The 25,510-nt window shown below is 41.7% G+C and carries 31 protein-coding genes and 3 pseudogenes; 19 read left to right on the forward strand and 15 right to left on the reverse strand.

Going from position 1 to position 25,510, the window contains the following annotated elements:
* Positions 1 to 45: 45 nt before the first annotated feature.
* On the reverse strand, positions 46 to 360 hold the full coding sequence (locus tag BXP28_RS07640; protein ID WP_023483587.1) for a DUF1292 domain-containing protein: 315 nt from the start codon (positions 358 to 360) through the stop codon (positions 46 to 48).
* A 57-nt stretch (positions 361 to 417) separates the two neighbouring features.
* Entirely contained in the window at positions 418 to 1,428 is a 1,011-nt protein-coding gene (locus BXP28_RS07645; protein ID WP_077584999.1) for an alpha/beta hydrolase, read from the reverse strand.
* Positions 1,429 to 1,529: 101 nt separating this feature from the next.
* On the opposite strand from BXP28_RS07645, the gene BXP28_RS07650 reads away from it, so the two are divergent.
* Complete coding sequence (locus BXP28_RS07650; protein ID WP_036654741.1) at positions 1,530 to 1,712, forward strand: aspartyl-phosphate phosphatase Spo0E family protein; 183 nt, start codon at positions 1,530 to 1,532, stop codon at positions 1,710 to 1,712.
* A gap of 6 nt (positions 1,713 to 1,718) precedes the next feature.
* Here BXP28_RS07650 and BXP28_RS07655 read toward each other — a convergent pair whose 3' ends face one another.
* Complete coding sequence (locus BXP28_RS07655; RefSeq protein WP_036654742.1) at positions 1,719 to 2,195, reverse strand: CcdC family protein; 477 nt, start codon at positions 2,193 to 2,195, stop codon at positions 1,719 to 1,721.
* A 176-nt stretch (positions 2,196 to 2,371) separates the two neighbouring features.
* On the opposite strand from BXP28_RS07655, the gene BXP28_RS07660 reads away from it, so the two are divergent.
* The gene (locus BXP28_RS07660; protein WP_230460703.1) at positions 2,372 to 3,118 is read left to right on the forward strand and encodes an MBL fold metallo-hydrolase; all 747 of its coding nucleotides are present in this window, start codon (positions 2,372 to 2,374) and stop codon (positions 3,116 to 3,118) included.
* A 130-nt stretch (positions 3,119 to 3,248) separates the two neighbouring features.
* Here the strand turns inward: BXP28_RS07660 and BXP28_RS07665 are convergent.
* Positions 3,249 to 3,496 (reverse strand): annotated as a pseudogene (locus BXP28_RS07665) (DUF3892 domain-containing protein).
* A 156-nt stretch (positions 3,497 to 3,652) separates the two neighbouring features.
* Here BXP28_RS07665 and BXP28_RS07670 point away from each other — a divergent pair.
* A complete protein-coding gene (locus tag BXP28_RS07670; RefSeq protein ID WP_024094452.1) occupies positions 3,653 to 5,281 on the forward strand; it encodes an ATP-binding protein in 1,629 nt (542 codons plus the stop codon).
* 5 nt (positions 5,282 to 5,286) lie between these two features.
* On the opposite strand, the gene BXP28_RS07675 is transcribed toward BXP28_RS07670, so the two are convergent.
* Both BXP28_RS07675 and BXP28_RS07680 read right to left on the reverse strand, forming a co-directional pair.
* Positions 5,287 to 5,730 carry a GNAT family N-acetyltransferase gene (locus BXP28_RS07675; RefSeq protein ID WP_096761174.1) on the reverse strand — a complete coding sequence of 148 codons (444 nt, stop codon included), beginning with the start codon at positions 5,728 to 5,730 and terminating at the stop codon, positions 5,287 to 5,289.
* 357 nt (positions 5,731 to 6,087) lie between these two features.
* Positions 6,088 to 6,540: a divergent PAP2 family protein gene (locus BXP28_RS07680; protein ID WP_023483580.1), complete on the reverse strand. Its 453-nt coding sequence runs from the start codon at positions 6,538 to 6,540 to the stop codon at positions 6,088 to 6,090.
* 155 nt (positions 6,541 to 6,695) lie between these two features.
* On the opposite strand from BXP28_RS07680, the gene BXP28_RS07685 reads away from it, so the two are divergent.
* The 5 genes and pseudogenes from BXP28_RS07685 (at position 6,696) to BXP28_RS22610 (ending at position 9,760) form a co-directional block, all read left to right on the forward strand.
* The gene (locus BXP28_RS07685) at positions 6,696 to 7,121 is read left to right on the forward strand and encodes a CBS domain-containing protein (protein WP_023483579.1); all 426 of its coding nucleotides are present in this window, start codon (positions 6,696 to 6,698) and stop codon (positions 7,119 to 7,121) included.
* A gap of 298 nt (positions 7,122 to 7,419) precedes the next feature.
* Positions 7,420 to 7,827, forward strand: a complete 408-nt coding sequence (locus BXP28_RS07690) for a hypothetical protein (protein WP_023483578.1) — start codon at positions 7,420 to 7,422, stop codon at positions 7,825 to 7,827.
* Positions 7,776 to 8,744, forward strand: a pseudogene (locus tag BXP28_RS07695) (ABC transporter ATP-binding protein). The gene BXP28_RS07690 and the pseudogene BXP28_RS07695 overlap by 52 nt, the downstream one beginning before the upstream one ends.
* Positions 8,737 to 9,580 (forward strand): annotated as a pseudogene (locus tag BXP28_RS07700) (ABC transporter ATP-binding protein). The pseudogenes BXP28_RS07695 and BXP28_RS07700 overlap by 8 nt, the downstream one beginning before the upstream one ends.
* 42 nt (positions 9,581 to 9,622) lie before the next feature.
* A complete protein-coding gene (locus tag BXP28_RS22610; RefSeq protein ID WP_024094454.1) occupies positions 9,623 to 9,760 on the forward strand; it encodes a hypothetical protein in 138 nt (45 codons plus the stop codon).
* Between the two features lie 169 nt (positions 9,761 to 9,929).
* Here the strand turns inward: BXP28_RS22610 and BXP28_RS07705 are convergent, their stop codons facing one another.
* Both BXP28_RS07705 and BXP28_RS07710 read right to left on the reverse strand, forming a co-directional pair.
* Positions 9,930 to 10,451: a hypothetical protein gene (locus BXP28_RS07705; protein ID WP_023483575.1), complete on the reverse strand. Its 522-nt coding sequence runs from the start codon at positions 10,449 to 10,451 to the stop codon at positions 9,930 to 9,932.
* A gap of 74 nt (positions 10,452 to 10,525) precedes the next feature.
* Entirely contained in the window at positions 10,526 to 10,897 is a 372-nt protein-coding gene (locus BXP28_RS07710) for a GNAT family N-acetyltransferase (RefSeq protein WP_023483574.1), read from the reverse strand.
* 535 nt (positions 10,898 to 11,432) lie between these two features.
* Here BXP28_RS07710 and BXP28_RS07715 point away from each other — a divergent pair.
* Positions 11,433 to 11,798, forward strand: a complete 366-nt coding sequence (locus tag BXP28_RS07715) for a nitrous oxide-stimulated promoter family protein (protein ID WP_036654745.1) — start codon at positions 11,433 to 11,435, stop codon at positions 11,796 to 11,798.
* 82 nt (positions 11,799 to 11,880) lie between these two features.
* Here the strand turns inward: BXP28_RS07715 and BXP28_RS07720 are convergent, their stop codons facing one another.
* Complete coding sequence (locus BXP28_RS07720; protein ID WP_172423549.1) at positions 11,881 to 12,978, reverse strand: AI-2E family transporter; 1,098 nt, start codon at positions 12,976 to 12,978, stop codon at positions 11,881 to 11,883.
* Positions 12,979 to 13,166: 188 nt separating this feature from the next.
* Here BXP28_RS07720 and BXP28_RS25750 point away from each other — a divergent pair, with 188 nt between their 5' ends.
* From BXP28_RS25750 to BXP28_RS07745, 5 genes are all read left to right on the forward strand, one after another.
* Complete coding sequence (locus BXP28_RS25750; RefSeq protein WP_496543685.1) at positions 13,167 to 13,343, forward strand: BLB8/JUQZ-1 family protein; 177 nt, start codon at positions 13,167 to 13,169, stop codon at positions 13,341 to 13,343.
* Positions 13,344 to 13,713: 370 nt separating this feature from the next.
* Complete coding sequence (locus tag BXP28_RS07725; protein ID WP_036654747.1) at positions 13,714 to 13,920, forward strand: hypothetical protein; 207 nt, start codon at positions 13,714 to 13,716, stop codon at positions 13,918 to 13,920.
* Between the two features lie 684 nt (positions 13,921 to 14,604).
* On the forward strand, positions 14,605 to 14,889 hold the full coding sequence (locus tag BXP28_RS07735; RefSeq protein ID WP_036654750.1) for a hypothetical protein: 285 nt from the start codon (positions 14,605 to 14,607) through the stop codon (positions 14,887 to 14,889).
* 208 nt (positions 14,890 to 15,097) lie between these two features.
* A complete protein-coding gene (locus BXP28_RS07740; protein ID WP_036654752.1) occupies positions 15,098 to 15,331 on the forward strand; it encodes a hypothetical protein in 234 nt (77 codons plus the stop codon).
* Positions 15,332 to 15,769: 438 nt separating this feature from the next.
* Entirely contained in the window at positions 15,770 to 17,101 is a 1,332-nt protein-coding gene (locus tag BXP28_RS07745) for an NCS2 family permease (protein ID WP_394804670.1), read from the forward strand.
* Here BXP28_RS07745 and BXP28_RS22615 read toward each other — a convergent pair.
* From BXP28_RS22615 to BXP28_RS07760, 5 genes are all read right to left on the reverse strand, one after another.
* Positions 17,089 to 17,256, reverse strand: coding sequence for a hypothetical protein (locus tag BXP28_RS22615; RefSeq protein ID WP_155116365.1), 168 nt, complete (start codon positions 17,254 to 17,256; stop codon positions 17,089 to 17,091). The two genes, BXP28_RS07745 and BXP28_RS22615, sit on opposite strands and share 13 nt — an antisense overlap.
* Before the next feature lie 126 nt (positions 17,257 to 17,382).
* On the reverse strand, positions 17,383 to 17,769 hold the full coding sequence (locus BXP28_RS07750; protein WP_024094456.1) for a hypothetical protein: 387 nt from the start codon (positions 17,767 to 17,769) through the stop codon (positions 17,383 to 17,385).
* 695 nt (positions 17,770 to 18,464) lie between these two features.
* Positions 18,465 to 19,838: a glycoside hydrolase family 10-like protein gene (locus BXP28_RS07755; protein WP_077585000.1), complete on the reverse strand. Its 1,374-nt coding sequence runs from the start codon at positions 19,836 to 19,838 to the stop codon at positions 18,465 to 18,467.
* A 107-nt stretch (positions 19,839 to 19,945) separates the two neighbouring features.
* A complete protein-coding gene (locus BXP28_RS24115; RefSeq protein WP_257125676.1) occupies positions 19,946 to 20,074 on the reverse strand; it encodes a hypothetical protein in 129 nt (42 codons plus the stop codon).
* A gap of 624 nt (positions 20,075 to 20,698) precedes the next feature.
* Positions 20,699 to 20,965 (reverse strand): hypothetical protein, encoded by a 267-nt coding sequence (locus BXP28_RS07760; RefSeq protein ID WP_144029544.1) that lies wholly within the window; start codon positions 20,963 to 20,965, stop codon positions 20,699 to 20,701.
* A 215-nt stretch (positions 20,966 to 21,180) separates the two neighbouring features.
* Between BXP28_RS07760 and BXP28_RS07765 the strand changes: the two genes are divergently transcribed.
* Both BXP28_RS07765 and BXP28_RS07775 read left to right on the forward strand, forming a co-directional pair.
* Positions 21,181 to 21,570, forward strand: coding sequence for a hypothetical protein (locus BXP28_RS07765; protein WP_023484756.1), 390 nt, complete (start codon positions 21,181 to 21,183; stop codon positions 21,568 to 21,570).
* A gap of 1,017 nt (positions 21,571 to 22,587) precedes the next feature.
* Positions 22,588 to 23,112 carry a hypothetical protein gene (locus BXP28_RS07775; RefSeq protein ID WP_077585001.1) on the forward strand — a complete coding sequence of 175 codons (525 nt, stop codon included), beginning with the start codon at positions 22,588 to 22,590 and terminating at the stop codon, positions 23,110 to 23,112.
* A 1,004-nt stretch (positions 23,113 to 24,116) separates the two neighbouring features.
* On the opposite strand, the gene BXP28_RS07780 is transcribed toward BXP28_RS07775, so the two are convergent.
* On the reverse strand, positions 24,117 to 24,338 hold the full coding sequence (locus BXP28_RS07780; RefSeq protein WP_024094463.1) for a helix-turn-helix domain-containing protein: 222 nt from the start codon (positions 24,336 to 24,338) through the stop codon (positions 24,117 to 24,119).
* 496 nt (positions 24,339 to 24,834) lie between these two features.
* On the opposite strand from BXP28_RS07780, the gene BXP28_RS07785 reads away from it, so the two are divergent.
* Genes BXP28_RS07785 through BXP28_RS07795 form a run of 3 tightly spaced genes read left to right on the forward strand, consistent with a single transcriptional unit; the run spans position 24,835 to position 25,508 of the window.
* Positions 24,835 to 25,026, forward strand: a complete 192-nt coding sequence (locus BXP28_RS07785) for a hypothetical protein (RefSeq protein ID WP_024094464.1) — start codon at positions 24,835 to 24,837, stop codon at positions 25,024 to 25,026.
* Positions 25,023 to 25,292 (forward strand): hypothetical protein, encoded by a 270-nt coding sequence (locus tag BXP28_RS07790; protein ID WP_036654728.1) that lies wholly within the window; start codon positions 25,023 to 25,025, stop codon positions 25,290 to 25,292. The genes BXP28_RS07785 and BXP28_RS07790 overlap by 4 nt, the downstream gene beginning before the upstream one ends.
* A 3-nt stretch (positions 25,293 to 25,295) precedes the next feature.
* Positions 25,296 to 25,508 (forward strand): hypothetical protein, encoded by a 213-nt coding sequence (locus BXP28_RS07795; protein ID WP_036654753.1) that lies wholly within the window; start codon positions 25,296 to 25,298, stop codon positions 25,506 to 25,508.
* Positions 25,509 to 25,510: the final 2 nt, after the last annotated feature.

Raw genomic sequence — 25,510 nt, forward strand, 5'->3', positions numbered from 1 at the left:
GAAACGCCCTTCCTTTTCGGGAAGGGCGTTTGAAATGGCAAAATCTCACTCCGCATTCTCTTCTTCAAGAATTTGGTTATAAATGGTTACTACACGGTCCCATTCTTCCTGGCTTTCAATCCCGGTAAGGAAGGATTCGTCCCCTTCTTCATCATAGCGGAAAATAACCGCTCCTTCTTCCGGATTGTTTCGTTCTAATAAAACGGCGTATTGCTGATTTCCGTCCTCAAACATGTAGATCAGTTCCATCTCACGTTCTACATCATTCTCATCCGTAAAGATGATTACACCGTCTTCATGATCATGGTCATGGTTGTGATCGTGGCCACAGCCGCAGTTGTCGTGATTATGTTCGCTCATGACTCGAACCTCATTTCATGTAGGTTTATTACTTATTACCCATGTATCGTACCATGTTCATCCAGGCAGGTCAAACTCAGTCCTGTAAGGAATTTCAGTTTCTTTAGCTGTTTTATCATGGCAAGGGGTAATCGGTCCTCTTCGATTATTCTTTTCATTTTCTTCCAAAATATGATTAAAAAAACGTTTAACTTTGCCGACATATAACTGTGGGGACTTAGCATAGGACCCAACATGCTGAGCTCCGGAGGTCTGCCAGTATGAAAACATATCAGAATGGCATTCGAACATTCTTTTACTTTCCGTGTACGGAATTGCCTCATCATGTTCACTGTGTATAAACAATATGGGTCTAGGGTAAATACGCTCGGCAGCCGCTTGCACATCCACATCATCAGGGCTGACCTTCATGATAGGCGGCAGAAGCCTGAGAATGAGCGCTGTAAAAGGAAAATGGGGAAGCCCCGACCAAACAGGAAGATTATCCCTGACATAAGGGGTTAACCTGTGAAACGGGCTGTCAGCAACGACTCCCATTACATCAGGCTCTTCTCCGGCAGCCAGAATAGAAGTGGCTGCACCCATCGAATATCCAATAAGTCCGATAGGCTGTGAAGGCTCCTTCTCCTTTACCCAATCTATGGCTCCCAGCAGATCCTGTTTCTCATGGTACCCCACGGTTGTCATGGTTCCTTCGGATTCACCGCAATTCCGGAAATCGAACATCACCACCTGGAATTCTTCAGAGATCAGATCTTTGGCAAATGCAAGCATAGGAAGCCCTAATTCCAACCTCGTTCCGGCATATCCGTGAGCCAGGATCAAAGTCATCTTGGCGGGCGGAGTCAAAGCTGGGATAAACCATCCTTGCAAACGTACATCTTTAGACCTGCTTGCAAATGAAATGGGTTCATATGTAAGACCGTAACGGTCCGGGGAATCGTCCACCGTTTTCCGTTTCGGATGAGTAAGCTGCCAGCCGACATAAAGAGTAATTCCTGAACAGCAGGCTATTAAAACAATTAGAACAAATAAGAATAACCACAACCACCACAACCACCACCACATAGACCTATTGACTCCTTTAGCAAGGATAATGGAAATTTGTAATTCCTTTCTTGGACATGTAAACTAATAGACAAGCTAGTAATCTTTAGGAGGTGTAATGCTTGACTGGCTCGTGCGAGTTGGATAGGGAGATTGAACAGCTAAAAGTACAGTTAAAGCACGCTGCTGAAGAGAACCAGTATAATTTTCACCATCCCAAGGTATTGGAACTCAGCGAAAAACTGGATAAGCTGATCGTAAAAATGATGAAAGAAGAGCCGTCCTACTTCGGACAGCCTTCCTAATTCCTCTTATGCGGACTCTTGTTTCAATAGTTTCCGGTATTGCAGATACATGACCAACCGCCAAGGGAGCAGCATACCGAAGGCAAGCAGGAAGAAAATGGCCCCTGTTTGCGGTAAAGTCACGAATTCTTCAATATAGGTATGCATCGCCATGCGGATGGCAAGCAGTATCAATAAGATGAAGATAAAGGCTTTGGACCGGTGCAGGTATACCTCATCGTTTATTTTATAGAATCGGGATGTCCGGATCAGCGGGTAAGAGAAAAATATGGCCCCTACTGCAAAAGCAAGCAGCCCCCATGTTACTGGTATTCTCGTAAAGGGAGCTATAAACATCAAGAATCCTGTGCTCATCCCTACGGGTGGCATAATAATTTTCTTTGCGTTCGTCGGTTTTTTGGTAGCCCGGACCCTAATCAAAATTACCATCAAGGCCGCTCCCAAGGAACCGAGCAAAGAAGCTACATGTAGATACGATGTCACGGTAGCTCCTCCTATCTCTTGTTTGCTAGTAATCAATTTCACCGCCAACTTATGGTATTATGAAATTGATTTTACTTTATATTGATTATTATAGCATTGCTTAGCATACATACAAGAGTAAACCTGCTAAGCTGTTAAGTATATTTTAACATGTCAGGAAAGTGAGGCCGACATCTGTGAAGCTGTATATGTTAGGCACTGGCAGCGCATTTGCCAAACGTTACTACAACAATAATGCCCTTTTTACTGCCCCCTCCGGATTTACACTTCTCGTCGACTGCGGAAACTCCGCACTGCGAGCTATGCACGAGGTAGGAGTCTTTATTGATCAGATCAATGCTATTTTGATCACCCACCTCCATTCGGACCATGCGGGAGGACTGGAGGAATTCGGTTTCCGGATGCGTTTCGAAAATGCCCGAAAGCCCCATCTGTATATCGCCTCTTCTTTGCGCGAAGCTGTATGGGAACATGTGCTCAAAGGCGGTATGGAAAATATCGGTGACGGATTAACACAGCTTGAGGATTACTTCCATGTCCATGTCCTGGAAGAGAGAAAGCCGTTTCAACTGGCGCCAGACCTTCAAATCGAACTGATTCGTACCCGGCATATCCCGCATAAGCCAAGTTATTCCCTTGTAATAAATAATCAGATGTTCTACAGTGCTGATATGGTATTCACACCTGAATTGCTGATCAAGGAAATGGTCAAGGAAAGAAATATCCGTTATATTCTGCATGACTGCCAATTTACCCCTCCTGGAGCCGTACATGCTACACTCGAAGAACTGCTCACTCTTCCGGAAGAAATACAGTCCCGGGTTTATTTAATGCACTATGGAGATAATAAACAAGATTATGTTGGCCGGACAGGCAGAATGACCTTCATAGAGCAGCATCAAACTTATGAATTTGATATTTGAAATTGTAAGGATCAGGAAAAACGATTCATTGTCTTTTTAGAAGGCGCCAAACATTCCGGATCCTGCGAAAGATTACTTCAGCATGTTCGCAAAAAAAGCCGGACTTCGAGAGTCCGGCTTTGGGTATCATTCAAAACATCGGGAGATTATCCAAATTGTTCGTCGGGTCTCCATCAGCATCACCACGAAGATAAGTTCCCCATCTCTTCCTTTAAACGCATTTACACCGGCAATATTTCCATTCTGCACTTCAGCCAGAGCCTGGCTGTAATCGAGCACGCGTCCGGTTGAAGTTTTAAATGCAGTCAAATCACCGTCTCCATTTTTTTGCACAGCAACGATTGTTTCACGTTCCACAGAGTTTCCTCCCTTTTCCAAGATTAGCTATAGTATGTTCGGCAGTTGGAAAACTATTCGGTAAAAGGTTTATCACAATGAAATTACGGAATTTTTTTCTTGCAAGAAAGGATTTGGCTTTTGTACAGAGAAATGTAATTTTTGTGATAAAGTGTATGAAACGGAGGATTTGAACTGATGCCCTTCCAAGCAGTTTGCTCCCTTTACGCCCTCGTTATGACATTCATCTCCCTGATCTATGGATACTCAGAGTCTCCCCTTCTAATGATTAGTTCCCTTTTCATTTTTCTTTACACCCTGGTTGTTAAGTCTCCGTATGAACCGCTTTATGCTCTTATCAGACTTACTGCTTTGTGCGGGCTTCATTATGCCAGTCAGTTGGATTGGAGCCTGACCTTGTATTTATTGACGATCGCCCAAGATTACTATACCTACCGAAACCGGAAATTCAGAATTGTATTATATACGGCCTACTTGAATAGTTATATTATGATCTGCATGCAAACTTCAGATCTTCTTTCGCTTCAACTTCCTGTCACTATCGTCTTCTATATTCTTAATTTTATCTGTGTTATTACCATTTCAAAAAAAATAGTGAGGTTGGCACAGTCTGCCGAGACGCTTAACCGGGAGCGCAATATGTTGATTACCCACGATACCTTGACTGGTCTTTGGAATTACGAGGAATGCCATAAGCGGCTCTCACAGCTGCTGGAAAATACAAAAAGTGCCCTTCTTGTTATTATTGATTGTACAGATCTAAAGACGATGAACAACACAAAGGGATTCCAGGCTGTAGATACAATGCTGAAACAAATTGCCGATTTGCTGAACATTTTATTTAGTGAAGCAGAAATTATTGCCAGGTATGGAGGGGACGAGTTTGCGGTTGCATTTACCTATGACAACAAGGAAACAGCAGTCTCCTCTGTACAGCAGTATCTTGATTACATTTTACCTAATTTGACCGGAATCGGTGTGACCTATGGTATTGCCTGCTACCCGGATGACGGCTCTACTAAGGATGATCTGGTATTGGAGGCGGAACATCAGTTATATCAAAGAAAGAGGGATAAATGGCTGAAAAAGGAAGAGCATCTCCTAAGAACAGAAAAACTAAGAGTTGTGGGGGAGCTTGCTTCCGGGATGGCTCATGAAATCCGCAATCCCCTTACGACTGTTAAAGGTTTTCTTCAGATTGCCAAGGAAAATGAGTACAACATCAGGAACTGGTATGAGCTGATCATGGATGAAATCAAAAGGATGAGTGAGCTGACATCAGAATTTCTCCAGTTTTCCAAGCCCCATGCTATCCAATTCCGTATTCATTCTCTACACAGCTGTATATTGAGGGTCATCTGGCTAACTAGTGCAGAAGGAACAAAACTCGGTCATGAAGTCGTATATCAGGCTCCCGCTGAAGATGCTTATGTTTTGATGGACGAGGATAAAATCGTTCAGATGCTGATGAATTTAATTAAAAATGCCTATGAAGCCATGCAAAAAAAGGGAAAAGTTACGCTTCGCCTTTCCCGTCTGAAAGAAGATGTCGTTTTGGAGGTGGAAGATACGGGAACAGGCATTCCCCAAGATAGAGTGGAAAAAATCTTTACTCCTTTTTATACAACAAAAGAAACAGGTACCGGTCTCGGCCTTTCTATCTGCCATAAGATCGTTCAGGATCACGGAGGAACGATGGAAGTAGAGAGCTTCCCCGAAAACGGTACCAAATTTATCATTACATTTCCGATTGCAGAAGGGCATCCCTCATCTCTGCTTCCTCTCGGATCTGGTTCATCAAGTTAATGAATTCATAGGGCTTTTGCCATGCGAACGTGCAGAATCCCCGCGTCATAAAAAGGTTCAATAGGAAGAGTCTCATAACCCAGTTTTTGATAAAATTTTTCTGCTTGGCACTGAGCATCCAGCACCGCATACTCATAGCCTGCATCATGGGCCTGATCCTCCATTCCAAGAACAAGAACACGGCCCAGTCCCTGTCCTCTGTATTTCTTCCTAACAGCGATACGCTGAAGCTTGGCGGTACTGGAATCATAGGCTCTCCATCTTGCCGCTCCCGCATAGTCTCCGTCTATCTCAATCAGCACATGATGGCAAGACTCGGGTGTATGATCAAAATCGTCAAATTCTTCTTCAAGCAGGACCTGTTGTTCGCTTACAAAAACTTCCCGTCTGATCACGAGGCAGGCCTCTAATTGTTCCATGGATTCAACACGTATAAATTTCATGCAGATTGTCTCCCTTCGAGCTTAATATACAAGCATACATGATAGCGCATTACGCAAAGATTGTCTATTTTGCCGGAACCTGAATCCGGAACAAAAGAGTCCTATATGCATTAGGGAGCTTGATACAAGGATTTCACCGTTCCGATTTAATAAATTTGAGCATAAAATAAAGCAGAAATGCTTTTGGAGTTGTTACCATTTTATCCTATAACGGCACGCCTCTCCCTTTTGCCCAATATCGTTTTATTAAAATCCATGCAATGCACAATAGTTTTTCGATACTTTGATTTCATCCATGGAAACGCTTAAAAACGAAGGGCATACAAAAGGAGAAACCTCTATGGTTCCTCCTTTTCTTTCGGCCTAATCAAGCTTGTGGCTGATCCAGCCAATAAGGATACCAAGAAGGCTTCCTCCAAGCACTTCAACAGGTAAATGTCCAATCCGTTCCCTTAATTGCTTATCTCTTCTTAAATGGTACTGGCCCGGATGAAGACCTGCAAGCTTTTCCACCTGAACATCCAGTGCATTGACTTCTTTAGCAATTTCACCTGCTTCAAGTCGTACGCCCATGGCATCATACATGACGATAAGTCCAAAAATGGCCCCGAGTGCAAATTCGGAGGAAGTCACCCCATTCCGGAGCGCCAAGTAAGTCGCGAGTGAAGCAACACCGGCCGAGTGGGAACTTGGCATGCCGCCCGGACGAACCAACTCCGACAAATCCCAATCGCCTGTCTGTGCAAATTTCCAAGGTATCTTTAGAAGTTGTGCTGTTCCAAAGCCAGTTAAGGCCGTAAGCAAAGATTTATTCATATCCTCACCTCTAGGTTATCATCCTCCCGCCCATTCGTTTCTATGCAAAAGATATTGTATAATAGCAGGTAGGGTGACTTACTTATTTAGATGCGAACATAGCCCTGAGAAGCTGTCCGCATCCCATCAACTTGTATACAAAAGGAGTTTGATGTATGAATATCGCATTTTTTTTACTGCCTAAGCAGGAAGTAGTTACTACCAACGTAAATGCCACCCTTAGACAAACCTTAGAACGCATGGAATACCACCGTTATACAGCAGTGCCTGTATTGAGCGATGACGGCAAGTATATGGGAACGGTGACAGAAGGAGATCTTTTATGGTTCCTTAAAAATTCTAAAGATATCACGTTCGAGAACGCTCACAGACACCAATTATCTGAAGTGCCGCTACGCATAAAAAACAGGCCCGTCCACATTTTTTCCAATATGGAAGACCTGATCGATCTTGCCAAAACTCAAAACTTTGTACCTATTGTGGATGACGCAGATAAATTTATCGGAATCGTAAGAAGAAGTGACATTATAGAATACTGCTCCAAGCAGATGTTTCAGTCTTCCGGCATTTCCGGAAAATAAAAGCCTTCTTATAGCCCAAAATCAAATCATATAACATACTTGCCAGCCCTCCGCTTCCTGTATGAAGCTGGGAGGGCCTTAATATTTTCGGGATCATTTCATATGCACTCCCCCTTTGATTAGCCGCCAGAAAATTGGGAACCCGCGTAGGCGGAGACTCTTTCTGGAAAATTTTTGTTTACAGAATCCCCATTCGAAATTATAATAAAATCAGTTCTTAATTCCTACTTAACAAATAGGTTTTATGTGTAATGGAATGTTTATATTTATTTTCCTACATGTTAAAAGGGAGGTTCCTATGAAGAAACATTGGATAAAAGGCAGTACATTTATTCTGGCAGGGGCCCTGGTGTTAGCAGGTTGCAGTACGGATAATAAAAACAATGCGGTATCCCGGGCAAGCGGAAGCCCCGAACAAAAACAGAATTTTCCGGTTGTCCCTGACGGACGGACTCCTGCCGCGAACGTATCCAAGAGTCCCGCTGCAGCTCAAAACCGTAAGGATACAGTTGTTTCCGGGTTAACTACTCCGGAAGGTGTCTTTAATCCTTATTTCTATCACAACGGCTATGATGGAAATGCCTCAGACCCTATATTTGCATCCCTTGTAGATTTGGATAAAGACGGGAAGCCTTACCCGAGACTGGCCGAGAAATGGGACATCTCGGATTGCATACGATCTTTGAATCGGAAGCAGGAACGGTAAAAGCCGTGAATGATGTCAGCTTTCATATACAAAAAGGCGAAACCGTTTGTATTGTGGGGGAATCCGGTTGCGGGAAAAGTGTAACTGCCCTGTCGTTGATGAGACTTGTACAAAGTCCCGGTAAAATTACCGGCGGAACCATCAAGTTTAAAGGCCAGGACCTTTTGCAAGCGACGGAAAAGGATATGCAGCGTCTTCGCGGCAATGACATAGCGATGATTTTTCAGGAACCCATGTCGTCTCTCAATCCGGTTCTGACCATAGGCGAACAGATTATGGAGCCTTTGATTGAGCACCAATTGATAAGTAAAAAACAAGCCTTGGCCAAAGCCGTCGAACTAATTAAGCAAGTAGGAATACCTGGGGGCCGGGAAATCGCCGCCTCCTATCCCCATGAACTAAGCGGAGGAATGCTGCAGCGGATTATGATTGCCATCGCTCTAAGCAACGAACCCCAGCTTTTGATTGCGGATGAGCCAACTACTGCTTTGGATGTAACAATTCAGGCCCAGATTCTTGATCTTCTCCGCCAAATTAAGGAGAAATCAAGCACTTCCATTCTGCTTATAACCCACGATCTTGGAGTTGTTGCAGAAATGGCCGACTATGTCATCGTCATGTATGCAGGAAAAATTGTAGAACAAGCCTCTGTATACGAATTGTTCCGTTCTCCTCAACATCCTTATACCAAAGGACTGTTGAAATCCAAACCAGTTATCCGGCAGAACTTGAGAAGGCTCTACTCTATACCCGGCCAGGTTCCGAATCTGGTCAACCTTAGGGACTCCTGCCATTTTCATGACCGTTATTAACACTGTTTCCAATTGTGCCGGCAACAGCAGCCTCCGCTTAAAGAGATTACCGAAGGACATCAGGCAGCCTGCTGGCTGTATGAGGAGGAACATGTACATGCCTGATTCAGAAACATTAGTGGCAGTTGAGCACCTAAAAAAATATTTCCCGGTCCGCGGAGGAGTTTTTGGAAGAAAAATCGGGGATATCAAAGCGGTAGATGATGTTTCGTTCATGATCCGTAAAGGGGAGACCTTCGGTCTTGTAGGCGAATCAGGTAGCGGAAAGAGTACAATCGGACGCACAATAGTGCGATTATATAATCCAACCGGGGGAACGGTCTTCTACAAAGGAATGAATATCCATCAGCTGTCCAAAAAAAAGCTGCGGCAGTATAGGCCCGGTATGCAGCTTATCTTCCAAGACCCGTACAATTCATTAAACCCGAGAATTCCTGTCGGGGATGCTATCGGAGAAGCACTGGTGGACCATGGTCTGGCCACGAAAAAAGAAGCACGAGAAGGCGTTATGGAAGTTCTTGATATATGCGGTCTTGCTTCCCACCATATTGACCGTTATCCTCATGAGTTTTCCGGCGGCCAACGGCAGAGGATATGTATTGCCAGAGCAATGATTCTGAACCCTGATTTTATAGTAGCAGACGAACCTGTTTCTGCCCTTGATGTCTCTATCCAGGCCCAGATTATCAATCTATTCAGTGAACTGCAGGAACAACAGGATCTAACGTATTTATTTATATCCCATGATCTGAGTGTAGTAGAGCACCTCTGTTCTACCATAATGCATTGTACTTACCGGGGATATTCCCAGCCCCTCTAATCCTCCTAAGGGCTGCAAGTTTCATACCCGGTGCCCGTTCGCCATGGATATATGCAAGCAGGAGGTACCCTCCTTCCGCGATGTGGGAGGACGCCATTTTGTAGCTTGTCATCTTGTTTAATCACGGGTATGTTAAAAGACATAAAGGAGGAATTCATAGATCATGACTATAACCGTTCAACTTCCCCAGCCTGTTGGAATCTTAGTACTATTACTGAGAGAAGGGGGTTTATCATCCGAAGAAAGTATGACCGCCTTGGCAGAAGGATGGTCTGCCGATCAGGGAAGTACTTACCAGTAAAGACAATCACACCGCCCATGGAACAAAAAGCAGCGGCCTGGTTTTGGGAACAGGCATTAGCTATTTCCATCCGGCATCAGTCAGAATCCTGACAAAACGTAAAAGAGCCGTAACATAGTTGTCTAGCTAAGTACGGCTCTTTCCTGTTTTTACAATGATATAACCGTTTTTATTGGGAGTTTCCGTTTGAATTGTTCCCAGCCCCATTCTGCTGACAGGCTTGCTCTACATACTCGCTAGCCCAGTCAATCATTCCATTCATCAGAGTTAATACCAAATTCACCACATCTTCCTTACTAAGAGATCCGCTGCTGTTTGACTGGCTGGAAACATATTGAGTTGTTTTCTGCTCCAGACAGTTTACCATATCCTTAATTTTAAGGAGTTCGTTGGCAAGATCCGACACGGAGTTATTAGATGAATCCTGATTTTGCCCCTGCTGTGACTTCTGCTGGTTCTGGTTCTGATTTTGGTTTTGTCCCTGACATTGAGAGTCGCCGGAACTTTGCCCGTTTCCCTGGCTGTTTCCCCCGGAGTTGGAAGGACCGGAATTGCTTCCCTGCCCATTTTTCATACCATGCCGACGGTCCTCAATTATCATTCTTTTTACTTGTTCTAGTTCATTTAGCAACATATCGTTTTGCTGAGTAAGTTCCTCAATTTGCTGTTTTACTTCCTGTGTTTTAATCATGTGGTCCCTCCGCTTTTCATCTTGTTTTTAGGATGAACTACAAAGGGATAAATTACTCATGCTCACCTGTATCATTATTCCACTGTAAGAAACATATCCACATGAGGAATTCCGTCTTCCAAATATTCTTCGGTTATTTCCTTAAATCCGTAAGATCCGTAAAAGTGCTTTACATAAACTTGGGCTTGAATTTTAATACGTTTTTCTTCCCACTCCCTAATGAGAATCTCTAAAGATTTACTGACTAAATCCCGTCCAATTCCCCCTTTTCTTTCAGCAGGATCTACGATTATCCGGCCAAATGCAGCTTCCTTCTCAAAATCATATCCATCCAAATCCTGGTAAACGCATTTTTGCTCAACTACAAATACAGCTGACCGAAGCTGAAGAATCCTATAAAGTTCGATCTTGGTTAGCTCTCCAAATGGTTTCAATTTCCATTCCATCTCTATGTCTCTATCTCCTATCCACTCTTAATTAGCCTATTTATTACAGCTCCAGTCTAAACCCAAACACGCTTTCATCTAAAAAATCACAATACTTCATAATCTAACATAACTTAAAATTAGTGAGGGAGGTGATCGTGCGATGTCAAAACATCATCATCATCATAAAGTTATTAAAGTTGTCCTTAAACCAGGCCAGAAAGTTTTAGTTGAATGCAAAAAACATCATAAAAGACGCGTAGTCTAATGGTTAAACTATGAAGAAGGAGGCTCATTCCTTCTTCATTTTTCATCTATACAATTCCCCTTTTGCCATACAGCCAATAATACTGTTCTTACTATCATCAAAACCATCTATCTATTTTTATATCTACTTCCCAATGATCTGCTGATAGATCAGAATTAAATAAATCTTCCAATCCAAATAAATAAAAAAATTCAGCTTACTGTTACTCTTCTCACTGCCGGTTACATTGAAGTTACGTAACATTAAGGAAGAGTTTAGTATTACAGCTTATTTGCAAGGAGAGATAAAATGAGTTGCCCTTCTGCTGCCCATGACGGCCCCCGAATCCTAAGAGAAAAAAGGACTGTAAGGTATATGGTGGAGCTGTTTTGTAAAGGTCATTACCATGATATCTATGCAGGCGGAGAACTTTGTAACGAATGCCGGGAACTGCTGGCTTATGCCCATCAACGTCTTTCTTATTGCAGGTTCGGTGAAGGTAAGACCACCTGCACCAAATGCCCTATTCATTGCTATAAACCTGATAAGCGTAAACAAATTAAACTCGTCATGGCTTACTCAGGTCCGCGCCTAATCCTTAAGCATCCTCTTCTTGTTTTGTTTCATGCTGTTGATGGATTACAAACGAAACCAAAAATAAATGACAAATACTAAACCCTCAATATTGAAAATATCCAAGTTAATCAGCTTCCATTTTTTTAGATTTTTTAAACTGGTCCTTCCGTTATTTCTCCGGCTATTTTTTATCTGGTTGATCCGCTATTTCTTCCACCTTCCCTGCAAAAAATAAGTGGTAAGCACGTACGATAATAATTTTGGCCACCATATATCCGGGGATCGCTAGAATAACACCTAAGATCCCTCCAATGTCTCCTGCCACAAGCAATAAAACAATAGTTGTTAAAGGATGAATATCTAATCGTTTTCCGTAGATGTGCGGAGACAGCAAATTACTTTCAATTTGTTGGGCAATGATGACTACAATCATAGACCATAAGGCCATGGATGGAGAATGAATAAAAGCGACAATGAGAACGGGAATTGCTCCCAGGATTGATCCTATATAAGGGATTAGATTCAATACAGTAGAGACCACTGTAAGAAGAAGCGAATAAGGCAGGCCAATCAGCAAAAATCCGATATACAACATAACGCCAAGGAGCCCTGTGATTATAACCCGGCCCACGATAAATCCGCTTAAGGCAGAGTCGATTTCTTCCAGGGTTTGCTCTCCGTCTCGCCGATATTTCTGGGGAATAGCAGCAAGAATAGAATCAGGAATGTGGTCACTTTCTTTCAGCATGTAATATAAAATAATCGGAACCGTTGCAACGATCATTACAAAGTTGGTAACCACGGATACCAAACCGGTTACATAATTTGAAGCCGCTGTTATTCCTTTATCCAAATAGTCGGACATTTTGGTTGAAATGTCGGATTCATTTTGGGCAAACATAGAAAATACCCGGTTTTGCTGCAACTGTCTAATCTGTTCTTTAAAGGCTTCTACCATCTGGGGCACGCTATGCACAAAATGTTCCATCTGAGTCCGGAGTGTTGGCCAACCCACCATGGAAAACAGTACTGTCAATATAGCCAAAATCAGATAGATCAGCAGAATGGATGCCGTCCTGTTTACATGCTTCTTCGTCAAATAATTTACTAGAGGGCGCAGCAGATAATAGAAGAATCCGGCAATGATAAAAGGGACGACCAGAATATTGAACATTTTGATTAAAGGATTAAATAAAAAACTGACCTTGGAGACCAGAAAAATAATCAGCAGTAGGGCTATAATCCCATAGCAGGTTCGAAAAAATCTACTTTGAGGCAAATCAGCCACCATCTTCCCTTTTAAAATGACTTTTTGTGTTTATAAATTCTGGATTTTCAAGAAAAGATCCCTTTAGTAACATATCATAAAGTGCCTTTGTTCTTCTAGAAAAGAATTTCTCTATTGAATTGTTAGAATAAATATTTAAAAGAATTGAAGATCTTAAAGTTTCTTATTCTACCTATTTAATGGGTTCGTCATGGCGCCTTGTTTCTGGAGCTGGTATAGTATCCCTCGATTCTTACGGTAGAGTTACCGGACTAAAACCAGGGGATGCAACTATCTATGCTTATGACCAAAACGGAAACCATTACTGGACACATTATTTTCATGTAATACTAACAGCTGAATCACTCTTTGTATGATTTTTTCACTAATTCGGTTCCTATCGTTCCTTTTTGTTCCTCTTCCTTCCATATGTAATAATCTTCTATATCCCATTCTTTTAGTCCAGACAGCTCACAGTTATCATAAACAATATTCCTTCCCATGAAACGGTTTTTTTCCGGGTGCAGTTTCCGTACTTATATACTTTACTCATAATGCATACGTTTATTTACCCTCTGTATATGCTCACTCCTTTATTTTATTTAAATTTTAGGACTGTACTTTGTATACTCATGCGCAGACGGCCTGTTTCTGCTAATCGTTTGTATCAATATCACGCAGGTGATAAGGATTTAAAGAAATTTTTAGAAGACATCATTTACCAGGCTGAACTGGAGGTTAGTGAATGTGACTCAATACTTTCCCAAAAACGGAATTGATGCAACACCTGTGTTACCTCAAATACCAGAGGCTAAGCTTGAAGATATTCCTGTTGGAGCGAGTTCACTGATCAAGAAGTCGCCGCAATTTCGTCCGCAGATTCGGACTCTAAATCTGATTATCCCAAACCGGTCTCAAGTCAACCAAGTTACATACGCCCCACGGCATAACTAAAACCCAGCCCTTAAATGAAGGCTGGGTCTATAGCAATTTCTTTACATAGATTTAATCCAATATTTTTTCAATTGTAGGTGTAATTGCAATGGGGGGAAGTGACGCAGTCATAGCCATGAAATAGACATTTACTTTTCTCTCCTATTATGTATATTTCATTTTCTGGAACAGGGACTGTTAATATCTTACCCTGATCCACTAGATCTCTCCAGTTTCCTTCCAAAGCTTCTTCTTTTGTGGGGGCATCTGCAACTTTCATATACTTGTCACAAACAGAAATGATATACCCGGTGAAAGGTGATTGTTTCTGTTTGCTGGCAGATGAGATAGAAGTACTCTTCAGCGAAGATTCATTTTGAATGTGCAAAAGCGGGTGTGAGCCTCTATATAATAATCTTAACTCCCTTTATATGTACCAAAGTTAACATTGTTGTCGAAATAATATACTGATAGACATCCCCTGTTGTTCCATTTGCTTCTCTTTTTTGTATCTTTAATCTTTAAGCTCTCAACCAACGTTTCCCCTTTTCCGTGATTAATCCTTTGGTGGCTAGAAAATACTTTAATCGATACATACAACCCTTCTATGACACCCATCTCTTATGGTTTGCTCTAAATATACTTTGACATCATCCAGTTTATAAATTAAAATTGTAAATATATTACATAAAAGGAGGTGTGAATATGTTTAGAAAAAAATTATCCATATTACTTCTGGCAGTTGTTATGGTACTATCTATTTCCTCAAGTGCTTTTGCCCATAGTGTCCAAGCAAGTAGTAATGCAAATTCTGAAACTCCAAAAAAATGGGCCAGTGTCGTTAAAAGGTACACCTATGGTTATTATCCAACGGAAATTTATTACGACAATGGTTTTGGTTGGACTGGAAACTTAGTAGCAAAAAGAGTTAATTGTGACAAACTTAGTTGTGCGGTTACTTATGAAGGTTTCATTTACAATAATTACTAATGCCCCGTTCCCCGGTCATTTGACTGGGGAATTTTCTTTTTCTCCCCTAGTCGGATATACTTCAAGACGGACTTTATGTAGCACTTTCGGGGCCCCAAAGGCGAAAATAACAAAAGTTTAAAAACAGTCCTGGATGTTCTTTTGTCCAAGCATAAAAGAAGTCCCCTGCATACTATATAACGAATACTATAAAAGGAGGTAGATGCCCATGAGTAACGAATTTGGTCCTTTTTTTGGAGGAAATTGCTGCCCTCCGGCAAAAGAGATTTACGATCCGCCGCAGTATTTCTTTAAAAATTTCTATCATCCCCAAGAAGTACCAATCGTTCACACTATTGAAATCATAAACCAGCACCATTGCATTCCCATCCCCAAGCATATAGTCAGGTACGAAACCAAAGACGTATGCTGTTCAGGAAGCAAGAAGTCAAAAAGAAAATGATTATAAAAGGGCCCTGAGGTGTTCCTCAAGGCCTTTTATTAGGACGTGAAGTTTGATTCATTTGCTCCTTAAAAATTCCGTCCCCAATCCATCCCCCAGTCATGTACTCGTGGCCTTTACCAAACACATCCAAGTCGTATTGGTTCATAGCTATGCTCCGTGCATTTTTTAGTATGTTTGCCTATTCGTTTGTCCATCGAAAAGCCCTTCCGAATATTGGAGATTGTACATATTTTTCGGAGGCTCTTCCCAAGCCTTTATAATCTGAATTGATTGTACGTTTCCTCCTTACTCTTTCTTTACGCTTCTGAATCATACGAAAGTTTTATATTTCATTTCCAAATGTGTTACAATAAAGCGCATAACGGCTTTATGCCGTCTATATTTCAACAATTGAAAGGGTTGGGTGAGGGGCTGCAATGGAAAGTAGGTATTTCATTGGACCACCAAGAGAAACAGACATCATCACATGAAAAGGAAATGACTTCACCTAATTCGGCTACCCGCCTCATCCCAAGCGATTGGCGGCGGGAGCTGTTAGCTGGTACTGTATCTTTTTTTGCGGCAGTCTACATTATTATTGTCAATTCATCGATATTGGCGGATGCCGGTATTCCCCAGGAAGCTGGTATTATCGCAACGATCCTCGCGTCAGCAATTGGCTGCTTTATTATGGGCTTGTGGGGCAATGCCCCCTTGGTAATTGTGCCGGGGATGGGGATTAATGCGATGTTCACGTACACGCTCGTCCAGGGCATGGGCTTGACATGGCAACAAGCGTTGGCCGCCGTCATGATGTCCGGTATTTGTTTTTTTGCCATCAGCATGACCTCTCTCGTCGAGAAACTGCGGACGGCCATCCCCGCCTCCCTTCAAGAAGCAATCTCGGTCGGTATCGGTCTGATGCTGGTTCTCATCGGCTTGCATAAAGGCGGCGTTATTGCATCGGACCGATCTTCGGTGATTGCCGTGCAATCGTTCGCCGATCCGGGTGTGCTTGTGACGCTTGCCACTTTGGCACTAACGTGCATCCTGTACATCCGTAAGGTTCCAGGCAACTTGCTGCTGGCCATTATCGGAGGATCGGCACTTGCCTATCTGTTCAAAGCTGTGCCTTCGAAGGCAGCAACAGGCGTCGGGGGCTCCTCCTGGTCCTCCTATGGGGATTTGTTCGGCCAGTTATCGGTGAAAGGTGCATCAATTACGACCTTGGTTATCGCGGTCTTCTCGCTGACGCTCGTCATCGTGTTCGAGAATGTCGGACTTATTAATGCCCAATTGAAAATGAGCGGAAGGACGGAGCGCTTCAAACGTGTAACTCAGGCCACTTCGCTCACCGTCATTCTGAGTGGAATCTTCGGCACGAGTCCAACTGTATCGACCGTAGAAGCGGCTGCCGGCATCTCTGCCGGAGGAAGAACAGGTTGGGCCTCAATCGCAACGGGAACACTATTCTTGCTTTCATTTATTGCAATGCCTGTCATCACGCTCGTCCCGGATCAGGCTGTAGCGCCGATCCTAATTTTCATTGGCGGCTTGATGATGCCCGCAGTTCGCCACATTTCCTTCGAACGGATGGAAGAAGGTCTTCCCGCCTTCTTTATCATCGCGTTCATTCCGCTCATGCACAGCATTGTGGACGGCATCGCGATCGGCTTCATCAGCTATGCGCTATTCCATATCGCGGTTGGTAAATGGCGAGAAGTGAAGCCCCTGTTCTATATCATTTCGCTTTTGTTCGTCATGCACTTTGTGCTTCAGACGATGTAAGTAAGACAACCATGTAAACCCGCCTTGGACGCACTGGCGTTCGGGCGGGCTTTTTGGTATTTCTTCCGAACCGTTACATCTGCGATAAGCGATTCGCTTTTCATCCATTGGCAATACAGTTTAGTAAAGTTAACTAATCCTTTTTTGGTTGCCAAAGATTCGGTGCCTTTTTCACGATGACAACTTATGAGTTTGAGATCTAAAACTATATCAGAAATCAACGGATTACGATAAATGAGATCGCCTATGTAAGGCTGGACTCTTGAATTTTATTACATGAATTACTCAGATATTTTTTCGATAGTAATAGGTGAAGCAATTGGTGGAATTGACATAGTCGCTACTTGATAAAAGACATTTACTTTATCCCCAACCATCAATTTTTCGTTTTGTGGAACAGGAACAAGTAATACTTTATTTTGATTGACTAAATCTACCCAATTTCCTTGCATAGCTTCTTCTTTTGTTGAGGCATTTACAACCGTTGCATACACATCATCAATGGAAGTGATGTATCCCGTAAATTGAATTTGATCCTGTTTTTCAATAGAAGATATCGGACTTTGAGAGTCGTCTGATTGTGCAAAAGTGGGAGTAACTCCTGCCGTAAATCCTAAACCTAATGTAAGAGAGGTTGCTACAACTACTAACGTCTTCTTTGTGATCATAGTTATGATCCTCCTTGTATTTTTTAGGTACTCTACTATACTTCTATATAATATTATAAATCTCCTCTATATTTACTAATAGTTGACATTATTGTAACAAATAATATACTAAAAGATCTCCCCTGTTCCATTTTGTTTCTCCTTTTTGTATCTTAACTCTTAAGCTCCCAAAACAACATTTTCTTGCCAAGGATCAATCATTTAGCAAAATCAAGAACCCTCAAAAACAAGAAACAAAAGTTTGAAAACAGTCTGGGTGTTCTTTTGTCCAAGCAAAAAAGAAGTCCCCCTCCCCGCATACTATATAATGAATACTATAAAAGGAGGTAGATGCCCATGAGTAAACTTGGACACTTAAAAAAGAAACTTTGGTCCTTTTAATGGAGGACATTGCTGCCCTCCGGCAAAAGAGATTTTCGATCCGCCGCAGTATAGAAGTGCCAATCGTTCACACTATTGAAATCATAAACCAACACCATTGCGTCCCAATTCCCAAGCATATAGTCAGGTACGAAACCAAAGACGTCTATTATTCAACCACCAAGAAGTTAAGAGGAAAATAATTATAAAAGGGTAGGTGATACCCCGGATAACGGAAAGAACCGGAACCAGCCGAACTGGCAGTCTGATTCCTTTTGCTATTTCAACAAGATCACATCTATCACAGCAATAATACACACCAGTATATTGACCTCCTACAGGCTATTCACCAAAATGTGGTTATTCAGCCATGCGAATTCGTCAACGGTAAGGGTATGGTTTTCAATCTTGACCATCCAGCCCCAATCGGTAAACTTTCCTGCATTCCAGGCTTCCCCCATATTGTCATAGAGCTGTTTCCACTGCCAGTCTGTTAATTGTAATGTTCTGTTCATGGTTTCAATCCAAGGCATGGCAGGTATAAGTGCAGGACAACGGTAAAGATCCTGGATTAGGCGGTCCCGGATGCCAAGCCGGTTGCTTTTCAGATCTTTGTAGCTGAAGAACACGCTTACTTTCACTTGATTAAACCGTTCCGTATTGTACTTGATCTGGTTTGGTATTTCATCCGGATTGTTCCACGCCGGATCTTTATCATCACCGACCTTATAAGCAGCGTGACCTATATACAGATGCACATTTTTCCCTTGTGTTTGCTCGATCCACCAGTCGGTCACTTTGTTGTATTGGGCAGCGGAGAAATCAAAGCTCCAGTATACCTGCGGAGCAATATAGTCGAGCCATTCTTCCTTCACCCATTTGCGTGTATCGGCAAACTGGGCCTCGTAACTGCTTAGCGCTCTTGTATCTGAACCGTTCGGGTCGGATGACTTGTTGCGCCATACCCCAAAGGGGCTGATGCCGAATTTGACATATGTTTTCGCCCATTTAATCTCATGGGACAAATCTTTTACCAATTGGTTCACATTGTCCCTGCGCCAATCCGCTTTGCTGCCGAACCCGTTTCCGTATGTACGGAATGCGGCATCATCGGGGAATTCTTCCCCGCTGACCGGGTAAGGATAGAAGTAATCGTCCAAATGAACAGAATCAATATCATAATTGCGGACAACTTCCAGCACGCTATTCGTTATGTATTGTTTCACTTCAGGCAGACCGGGGTTAAAGTAAAGCCTGCCCCCGTATGTAACAACCCAATCGGGATGCTGGCGTGCAGGATGATTCGCAGATAGCTTGTCCAGACTGGACTGGGTACTGATCCGGTAAGGGTTAAACCAGGCATGGAATTCCAGATTACGCTTGTGTGCCTCTTCTACCATAAAGGCCAGAGGATCATATCCGGGTGATTTCCCTTGTGTACCAGTCAAATATTCCGACCAGGGTGCATATTCTGAAGGATAAAATGCATCGGCCATCGGTCTAACCTGTACAACAACCGCATTCATCCCCATCTGTTTCACGTCATCCAGAATTTGAATAAATTCTTGTTTCTGCTGTTCGGAAGGCAATCCTTTACGGGAAGGCCAGTCAATATTAAAAACTGTGGAAATCCACGTACCTCGAAGCTGCCGTATCCAGTTTTGCTCTCCCTCATTTCCGTTTAAACTAGATTCTATTGCTCTATTCATGTTTTTCTCCTTTCAAGTTTTACTTTAAATATAGCTTTAAATATGCCTAAAAAAGCATACATATTTTCACCTATCAATGAAATTCAATCCTCCTTCAATAAAACCAGTTACCCTTCCCGTAAGGTAATTAAGAATAACTGCCAACGGAATATATCCAGCGCAGCCCCCCACCCTCCGAAAAAGTACGAAACGGTTATACCCCCTGCCGCCACAGCCCATTTTCCTACTTGCGCCATATGTCCCCTCCTGTTTTTGAGCATAAAAATAACGCCTTATTATTTGGCGTTGACTGATTCTTCTTTCATTTTCCCAAGCTTTTTGCCGATTATTCCCGGAGATTGTGCAGGTCAGGGACTTCACTGTATGGATACACCCCAGTAACTACCGCTCTACACCAAACGTCTACACAAATACTGTCCTTGTTAAACATCTTTCTTACCTCCCAATGCTAGTGTCAAGCATTATTGAAAACAACTAAAAGCCAAGAGAATATCTTAACGAACAGCTCTATAATTTCAAAATTGAAGTTGAGTCAGAGTATATATCGCCCCTCAAAAAATGACATTAAACCAATTTATTCAAAATGAATGGGTCCCTAAGTATGCGTCAAAAACGGAAATTTGTGTCTCCCCTGGCATACAAAACATATATGCATCATATTGAAAATCATATTAGCCCATCAATTTGCTCCTCCAAAATTTCCGTCCCCAAGTCATGATTTGGCTAGATGAATCCATTATCAAGAAAATAAAAAAAGCCCTTGATATACAGGGACTTCTATGACCTGAGCGGGGATCGAACCCACGACCTCTACCCTGTCAATTTAGTTCATTGATGATTTTATAGTCTTTTGTGTTTAATCAGTCTAAAAAATGGCGATTTTGGGCTAATTTAGGTTCGATACCTCCGTTGTTTTTTTTAAGTTCGTGAGCAATAAAAAGAGCCTTGAGGTACTTCCTCAAAGGCTCTTCTTTGGGCTGCTCTTCCCAGGCGGTTATGATTTTTATGGATTGTGTATCTCGCCGCTGCCATTCGATATAACCCTGTTTTTGCAAACCATCTAAGGCATTGAATATATTAACCTCTCGGGCGCCTGTCTTCTTTTCCAGTTCCTTGATGTTAGGCATCCTGCGGTTCAATTTTGAGAAGTTATACAAAATGCGGAGTGTCTTTCTTTCTAAGTCAGACAGCATTCAGATCAGACCTTTCACAAGAACATTTGTTCTTATTATAAAACAAATAACTTGCGTACTACAAGTTGAAACAAATTTAATGCTTGTCCCGTATATTAATTTTAAGTTAAACTGGTTACTTCTGGATATTTTTAAAAGGAGATGAAGTAATGAAAAAGTTTTTAAGCATGGTCATGATTATTTCATTAATGGGGGTATTAGCAGCCTGTGGAGATAAATCTACGGAAGCAAGCAAAAAAGAACCGGCTGCAACAGGGGCACCATCAAAAGATAAGAAAGATATCTGGACATACTATGAAAACGCAAAGTGGACTGATGATTTTAAAGGGCTTAAAACTGAAATAGAAAAAGTTGTTGTAAGCGATAAGGCACCCCAGAAAGATGACCCATCAAAAATGGATGCTTCGGCTGTTGGAATTAAAATAAATCTACATAACACTACGGACGGAAAATTTACAACATACCCAGATCAAGCTCGGCTTGTTACATCAACGGGCGAACAAATTGAGACACCTTTTTTGGTGGCACGGACCACATAGGCGGCGAGCTTGATAAGGGCGTAAAAAAAAGTGGTAATGTAGTCTGGTATTTAAAAAATAGTAAAGCTTCGGACGTCGAATGGATAAAGCTTGAATGGAGAGGCCATGTCGGCGGTGACGTTGATCTGGACGGCGAATCAAAAACGTACGAAGTAGAACTTAAGCTCAAGTAAAAGGACGGGCTGCTAAATGAAATTTGGAATGAGAAAACCAAGTGTCAAAAAGAGCATAGCAGCCAGAACGAGCATAAAGAGACAGATTGTCCACCGAGCTGGTATAAAAATGCCGCGGGGATATGGGGCAATACGCAATCTTAAAAGAGCTTTAAAAAACAAAGTATACAATAAAACTACAGTAAGCTTCTGGAATATGATTAAAAGGTTGTTTAAATAAGCCCTTTAGGGGCTTTTTATTTTGCACAAAAATAACCTGCCATAAAGACAGGTTATCCTATTTCTCCCACACTTGTTTAATACAAAAAGGTCCGAGAAACAATAACCAATAAAATAAACAGGACTAAAATGGTTCCCGTATTCGTGAACAACCCTCCGTAACATGAACCGCCGTATCCTCCACAAGATGAACTCATATAAGAACACTCCTCCCTTTAAGCTCAATATATCTTATGACAGAGATCAAACGACGCTTGGACTGTTGGAGCCTGTTTTAGAAACGGGCTTCATGGGCTTGGAAGGTGGCGTTAAGAGTGCTACTCTTATATAGGAATTGTTGATTTCCTCACCGAACATTTTCATGATAGCTCCCTGCTTTGGGAGCTATTTTTTTGCACATTAAGCCGCGAGCGCCTAGGAAGTTAATTCTGAGCGCTCTTTTTGTATTGCGATTCAAGAATAATCCGCGGCTTTCACGGATCTTCTTTGTTAGATAGGAGCATTATCAAGAATTCTTATGGGGTAACTGTCCTACTATCAGGAAAATGACATTTACATACAAATAATTACTTATTTTTGAAGGAAAAACCTCTTTGTTGTCGAACTTTGATGTAGAGGTGAGAAAATGGATTGGTCGACATTAAAAGAAGGATTAGAAATCGGATATTATTTCTGTGGCATATTGTTGTCCCTTAGTATAATTATAGGGGTTAAGCAATTGAAATTGTTAAAAAAAGACATGGTGGATAAAAATCGTAGAGCATCTGTGGAAAAAAGCATCGAAGTTTTAGCTTACTTTGCAAGGAAATTTATTCCTGCTTATGACGAATACTTGAGAAAATTTAGAGCCGAAATTCCTAAAAGAAAAGATACTTCTTATTTAATTAATGGAGAGTTCAATATTTCAATTGAGAACTTAGACAAAGAATCAAGAATAGAAGTCATTGTACAGCAAGATTCAGGTTTAATCCAGTTATTTAATGAACTTGAATTTTTTAGTCTTGGCATATTAGAAGGATTGGCAGTTGACAAATTGGTTTATACCCCAATAGCTAAAGAGTACTGTAAAATGATTGAACGCGAGCATTTATTGCTATCTGCATTAAGGAACAAGGGGCACCTTACAAAAACGTTGTCGGCTTATACATGAAGTGGAAAGATCGTTTGGAATTAGAACAAATGGAGTTGCAAAAAACGCAATTAGAGCATAAGATAAATATGAATGGCGACAACCACAAGGATATTCCACCAATCGGCACTTCTTTATAAGGGCCCTTCATATTAGTAATAAGGAGGTAATCGAGATGGTTGAAGAATTAATGAAACTAGAAATGGACGAACTTCAAGAAATTATTGAAAGGAAGATAGAGGAAGCGAAGGAAAATTTTTCATTACCTGACCTTATGGAGAATAAATAATTTTCTAAATTTTTTGTATCACTATAGAATCATTGAAAGTATCATCAGCGAATCTTTGGGTAGGTATATTTAGAACTTTTGTTTTTAGCCGCTGAACCCATTAATCATCGGCCATACGAACCAGTCATTTGGCTGGTTTTTTTCTTGACATAAAAAGTTCGGTTGCAAAAATTAGATGGTTGCAAAATAATAAAGGGATGCTTGTAGTCGGCAGAAAAGGTGCCTTTCTCGAAAAGCCACACCCTTTAGACAAATTGGCATGGTTAATAACATATTTACGGCAATAGCCTGTATAATTGAAAATAGGCCGTCACGGCTTCGCTTTTGTGTCCAATCCGGATGCTAAGCGAAAAACCGTGCGGCCTATTTCCTGCTTGCCAGAAGTACCACCCCACGACGCAGAATTCCGTTCATCACTCAAAGGGAAGTTTAGGGGTGGTGATAACCACAATATGCTGACAATGTATGGTTGAGCATGAGAACATAAAAAACAACGGATTTTCTTTGGCAACTACTCGGTTGCAAAAACAAGGGTTTTTGGGTGAGATGGTTGCAAAGAGCTTTTGTAAGAGCTTTTTTTAATTTTTTCCTCAGTACCCCTTGACAATCTTGCCTACAACCAAAAACGCGAAAATCAAAACCAACAAAAAACCGCCACAGCATTTTGATATGCTCCCATCATAGTAGACAGTAGAAAAACAAAAAACTTCTATTCTACAATGATGGGAGCATATCATTAGCCCTCTGTGGTCTTTTCCTCGTCTATATAGATCAAAATGTCTTCTAACGGACATCCCAAAGCCTTGCAAAGCTTGTCCAACGTTTCAAGATCCACCCTCTTTGCTCTCCCATGATAAAGCTCAGTCACAGTGTTACGAGCAAGCCCTGTTTTTTCCACCACATCAGATATCTTTAATCGCTTACGACCCATTACCTCACTTAATTTATTGACGATCAAACTAACACCCCCTTTTTCAAACCCAATAATAACAAAGTTAATAAATTTGTTCAATATCTTGGTTATTTCTATTGATATGTTAATCAAAAAGGTTTATATTATGTATAGGAAGTTGATCATATTGATTAACAAATTGATCATACACCTACTTCCAGAAAGGGTGAAAATGTTTGGATGCAAGAGATTGGGTACTTTTCCTGACGGCATTAGTTCAACTTAGCACGGCAATAATACTTAACCTTAACAGCCGACAGGAGAAAAAGAAAAAAGGAACCCGCAAACGACGCTTCGCACGCAAACGTTAAAAGGTTCCTCGGAGGGGATGCTTTCCCCTCCACCCCAATCTTAACACAATAGCGGTAAAAAATAAATGGAGGTAATAGACATGAACATAATTACATGGATCGTTGCCTTATCAGCTTTTGTACTTAGTATTGTTACGCTGATTAGAGTAGTTCGGAATAAATAAGCCGGTTGTAAGTGGAGGGGATAAGGAATGGGAGATTACCTGGGATCGGTACGTAACTATTACGACCATCTGTCGGAATGTAAGGGTTCACCTGAAAACATGTTTGTAATCATTTTGCGTTTACTTTTATGGTCAGACCATTCGGATGTAGTGATTGTACAAAGAGTAAAAAACCTGGTTAAAGCATATGACCTGGTTAAGGGGGGACAAGATAAATGAACACCATTTTAAAAGTGAACCAAAGCCGTGGAAAGTCAGTGGCGCAGATCGCGGAGATCTTGAACACATGTGAAATGCTTCTAAACCTCGAAATTGAAAATCAGATGAACAAGGTAGTATTACACGTAATTACTGACAGCGCGACAGTCCAATATACAGAAATCACTAGGGACGGCATGTTGAGTTTTCTAACAAAACTCAGAGAGTATGTCACAAACAAAGAAGATATAGATGAACTGCTGGAAGAAGTTCAGGGGGAGGAATAAGGAATGGAGAAAATTGATCCATATGAAGTATTTACACCCACCCAGGTAAATGTAATTAGCTGTGCACTTATCGGACGGGTTGTAGAAATCAAAAGTAGGATAGAGTTTTTTGAAAATACTCACGACGAGGCGCAAGTGGGCGTATGCCGCAGTCTTTTGAAGGATATTCTGGAAACCTGCAAATTATTTAACTTACCAGTAGATGGTAAAAAGTAACA

Source organism: Paenibacillus larvae subsp. larvae, assembly GCF_002003265.1.
Classification (GTDB): Bacteria; Bacillota; Bacilli; order Paenibacillales; family NBRC-103111; genus Paenibacillus_H; species Paenibacillus_H larvae.

Coding starts and splice junctions, on each gene's coding strand:
- BXP28_RS07705 (WP_023483575.1), bottom strand. CDS start 10,451: ATGATTAAAACACAGGAAGTAAAACAGCAAATTGAGGAACTTACTCAG.
- BXP28_RS07685 (WP_023483579.1), top strand. CDS start 6,696: ATGAATATCGCATTTTTTTTACTGCCTAAGCAGGAAGTAGTTACTACC.
- BXP28_RS07785 (WP_024094464.1), top strand. CDS start 24,835: ATGGGAGATTACCTGGGATCGGTACGTAACTATTACGACCATCTGTCG.
- BXP28_RS07690 (WP_023483578.1), top strand. CDS start 7,420: ATGAAGAAACATTGGATAAAAGGCAGTACATTTATTCTGGCAGGGGCC.
- BXP28_RS25750 (WP_496543685.1), top strand. CDS start 13,167: ATGGGTTCGTCATGGCGCCTTGTTTCTGGAGCTGGTATAGTATCCCTC.
- BXP28_RS07680 (WP_023483580.1), bottom strand. CDS start 6,540: ATGAATAAATCTTTGCTTACGGCCTTAACTGGCTTTGGAACAGCACAA.
- BXP28_RS07795 (WP_036654753.1), top strand. CDS start 25,296: ATGGAGAAAATTGATCCATATGAAGTATTTACACCCACCCAGGTAAAT.
- BXP28_RS07775 (WP_077585001.1), top strand. CDS start 22,588: ATGGATTGGTCGACATTAAAAGAAGGATTAGAAATCGGATATTATTTC.
- BXP28_RS07750 (WP_024094456.1), bottom strand. CDS start 17,769: ATGATCACAAAGAAGACGTTAGTAGTTGTAGCAACCTCTCTTACATTA.
- BXP28_RS07735 (WP_036654750.1), top strand. CDS start 14,605: ATGTTTAGAAAAAAATTATCCATATTACTTCTGGCAGTTGTTATGGTA.
- BXP28_RS07765 (WP_023484756.1), top strand. CDS start 21,181: ATGAAAAAGTTTTTAAGCATGGTCATGATTATTTCATTAATGGGGGTA.
- BXP28_RS07645 (WP_077584999.1), bottom strand. CDS start 1,428: ATGTGGTGGTGGTTGTGGTGGTTGTGGTTATTCTTATTTGTTCTAATT.
- BXP28_RS22610 (WP_024094454.1), top strand. CDS start 9,623: ATGACTATAACCGTTCAACTTCCCCAGCCTGTTGGAATCTTAGTACTA.
- BXP28_RS07760 (WP_144029544.1), bottom strand. CDS start 20,965: ATGCCTAACATCAAGGAACTGGAAAAGAAGACAGGCGCCCGAGAGGTT.
- BXP28_RS07640 (WP_023483587.1), bottom strand. CDS start 360: ATGAGCGAACATAATCACGACAACTGCGGCTGTGGCCACGATCACAAC.
- BXP28_RS07670 (WP_024094452.1), top strand. CDS start 3,653: ATGCCCTTCCAAGCAGTTTGCTCCCTTTACGCCCTCGTTATGACATTC.
- BXP28_RS07755 (WP_077585000.1), bottom strand. CDS start 19,838: ATGAATAGAGCAATAGAATCTAGTTTAAACGGAAATGAGGGAGAGCAA.
- BXP28_RS07790 (WP_036654728.1), top strand. CDS start 25,023: ATGAACACCATTTTAAAAGTGAACCAAAGCCGTGGAAAGTCAGTGGCG.
- BXP28_RS07715 (WP_036654745.1), top strand. CDS start 11,433: ATGAGTTGCCCTTCTGCTGCCCATGACGGCCCCCGAATCCTAAGAGAA.
- BXP28_RS24115 (WP_257125676.1), bottom strand. CDS start 20,074: ATGGCGCAAGTAGGAAAATGGGCTGTGGCGGCAGGGGGTATAACCGTT.
- BXP28_RS07710 (WP_023483574.1), bottom strand. CDS start 10,897: ATGGAATGGAAATTGAAACCATTTGGAGAGCTAACCAAGATCGAACTT.
- BXP28_RS07740 (WP_036654752.1), top strand. CDS start 15,098: ATGAGTAACGAATTTGGTCCTTTTTTTGGAGGAAATTGCTGCCCTCCG.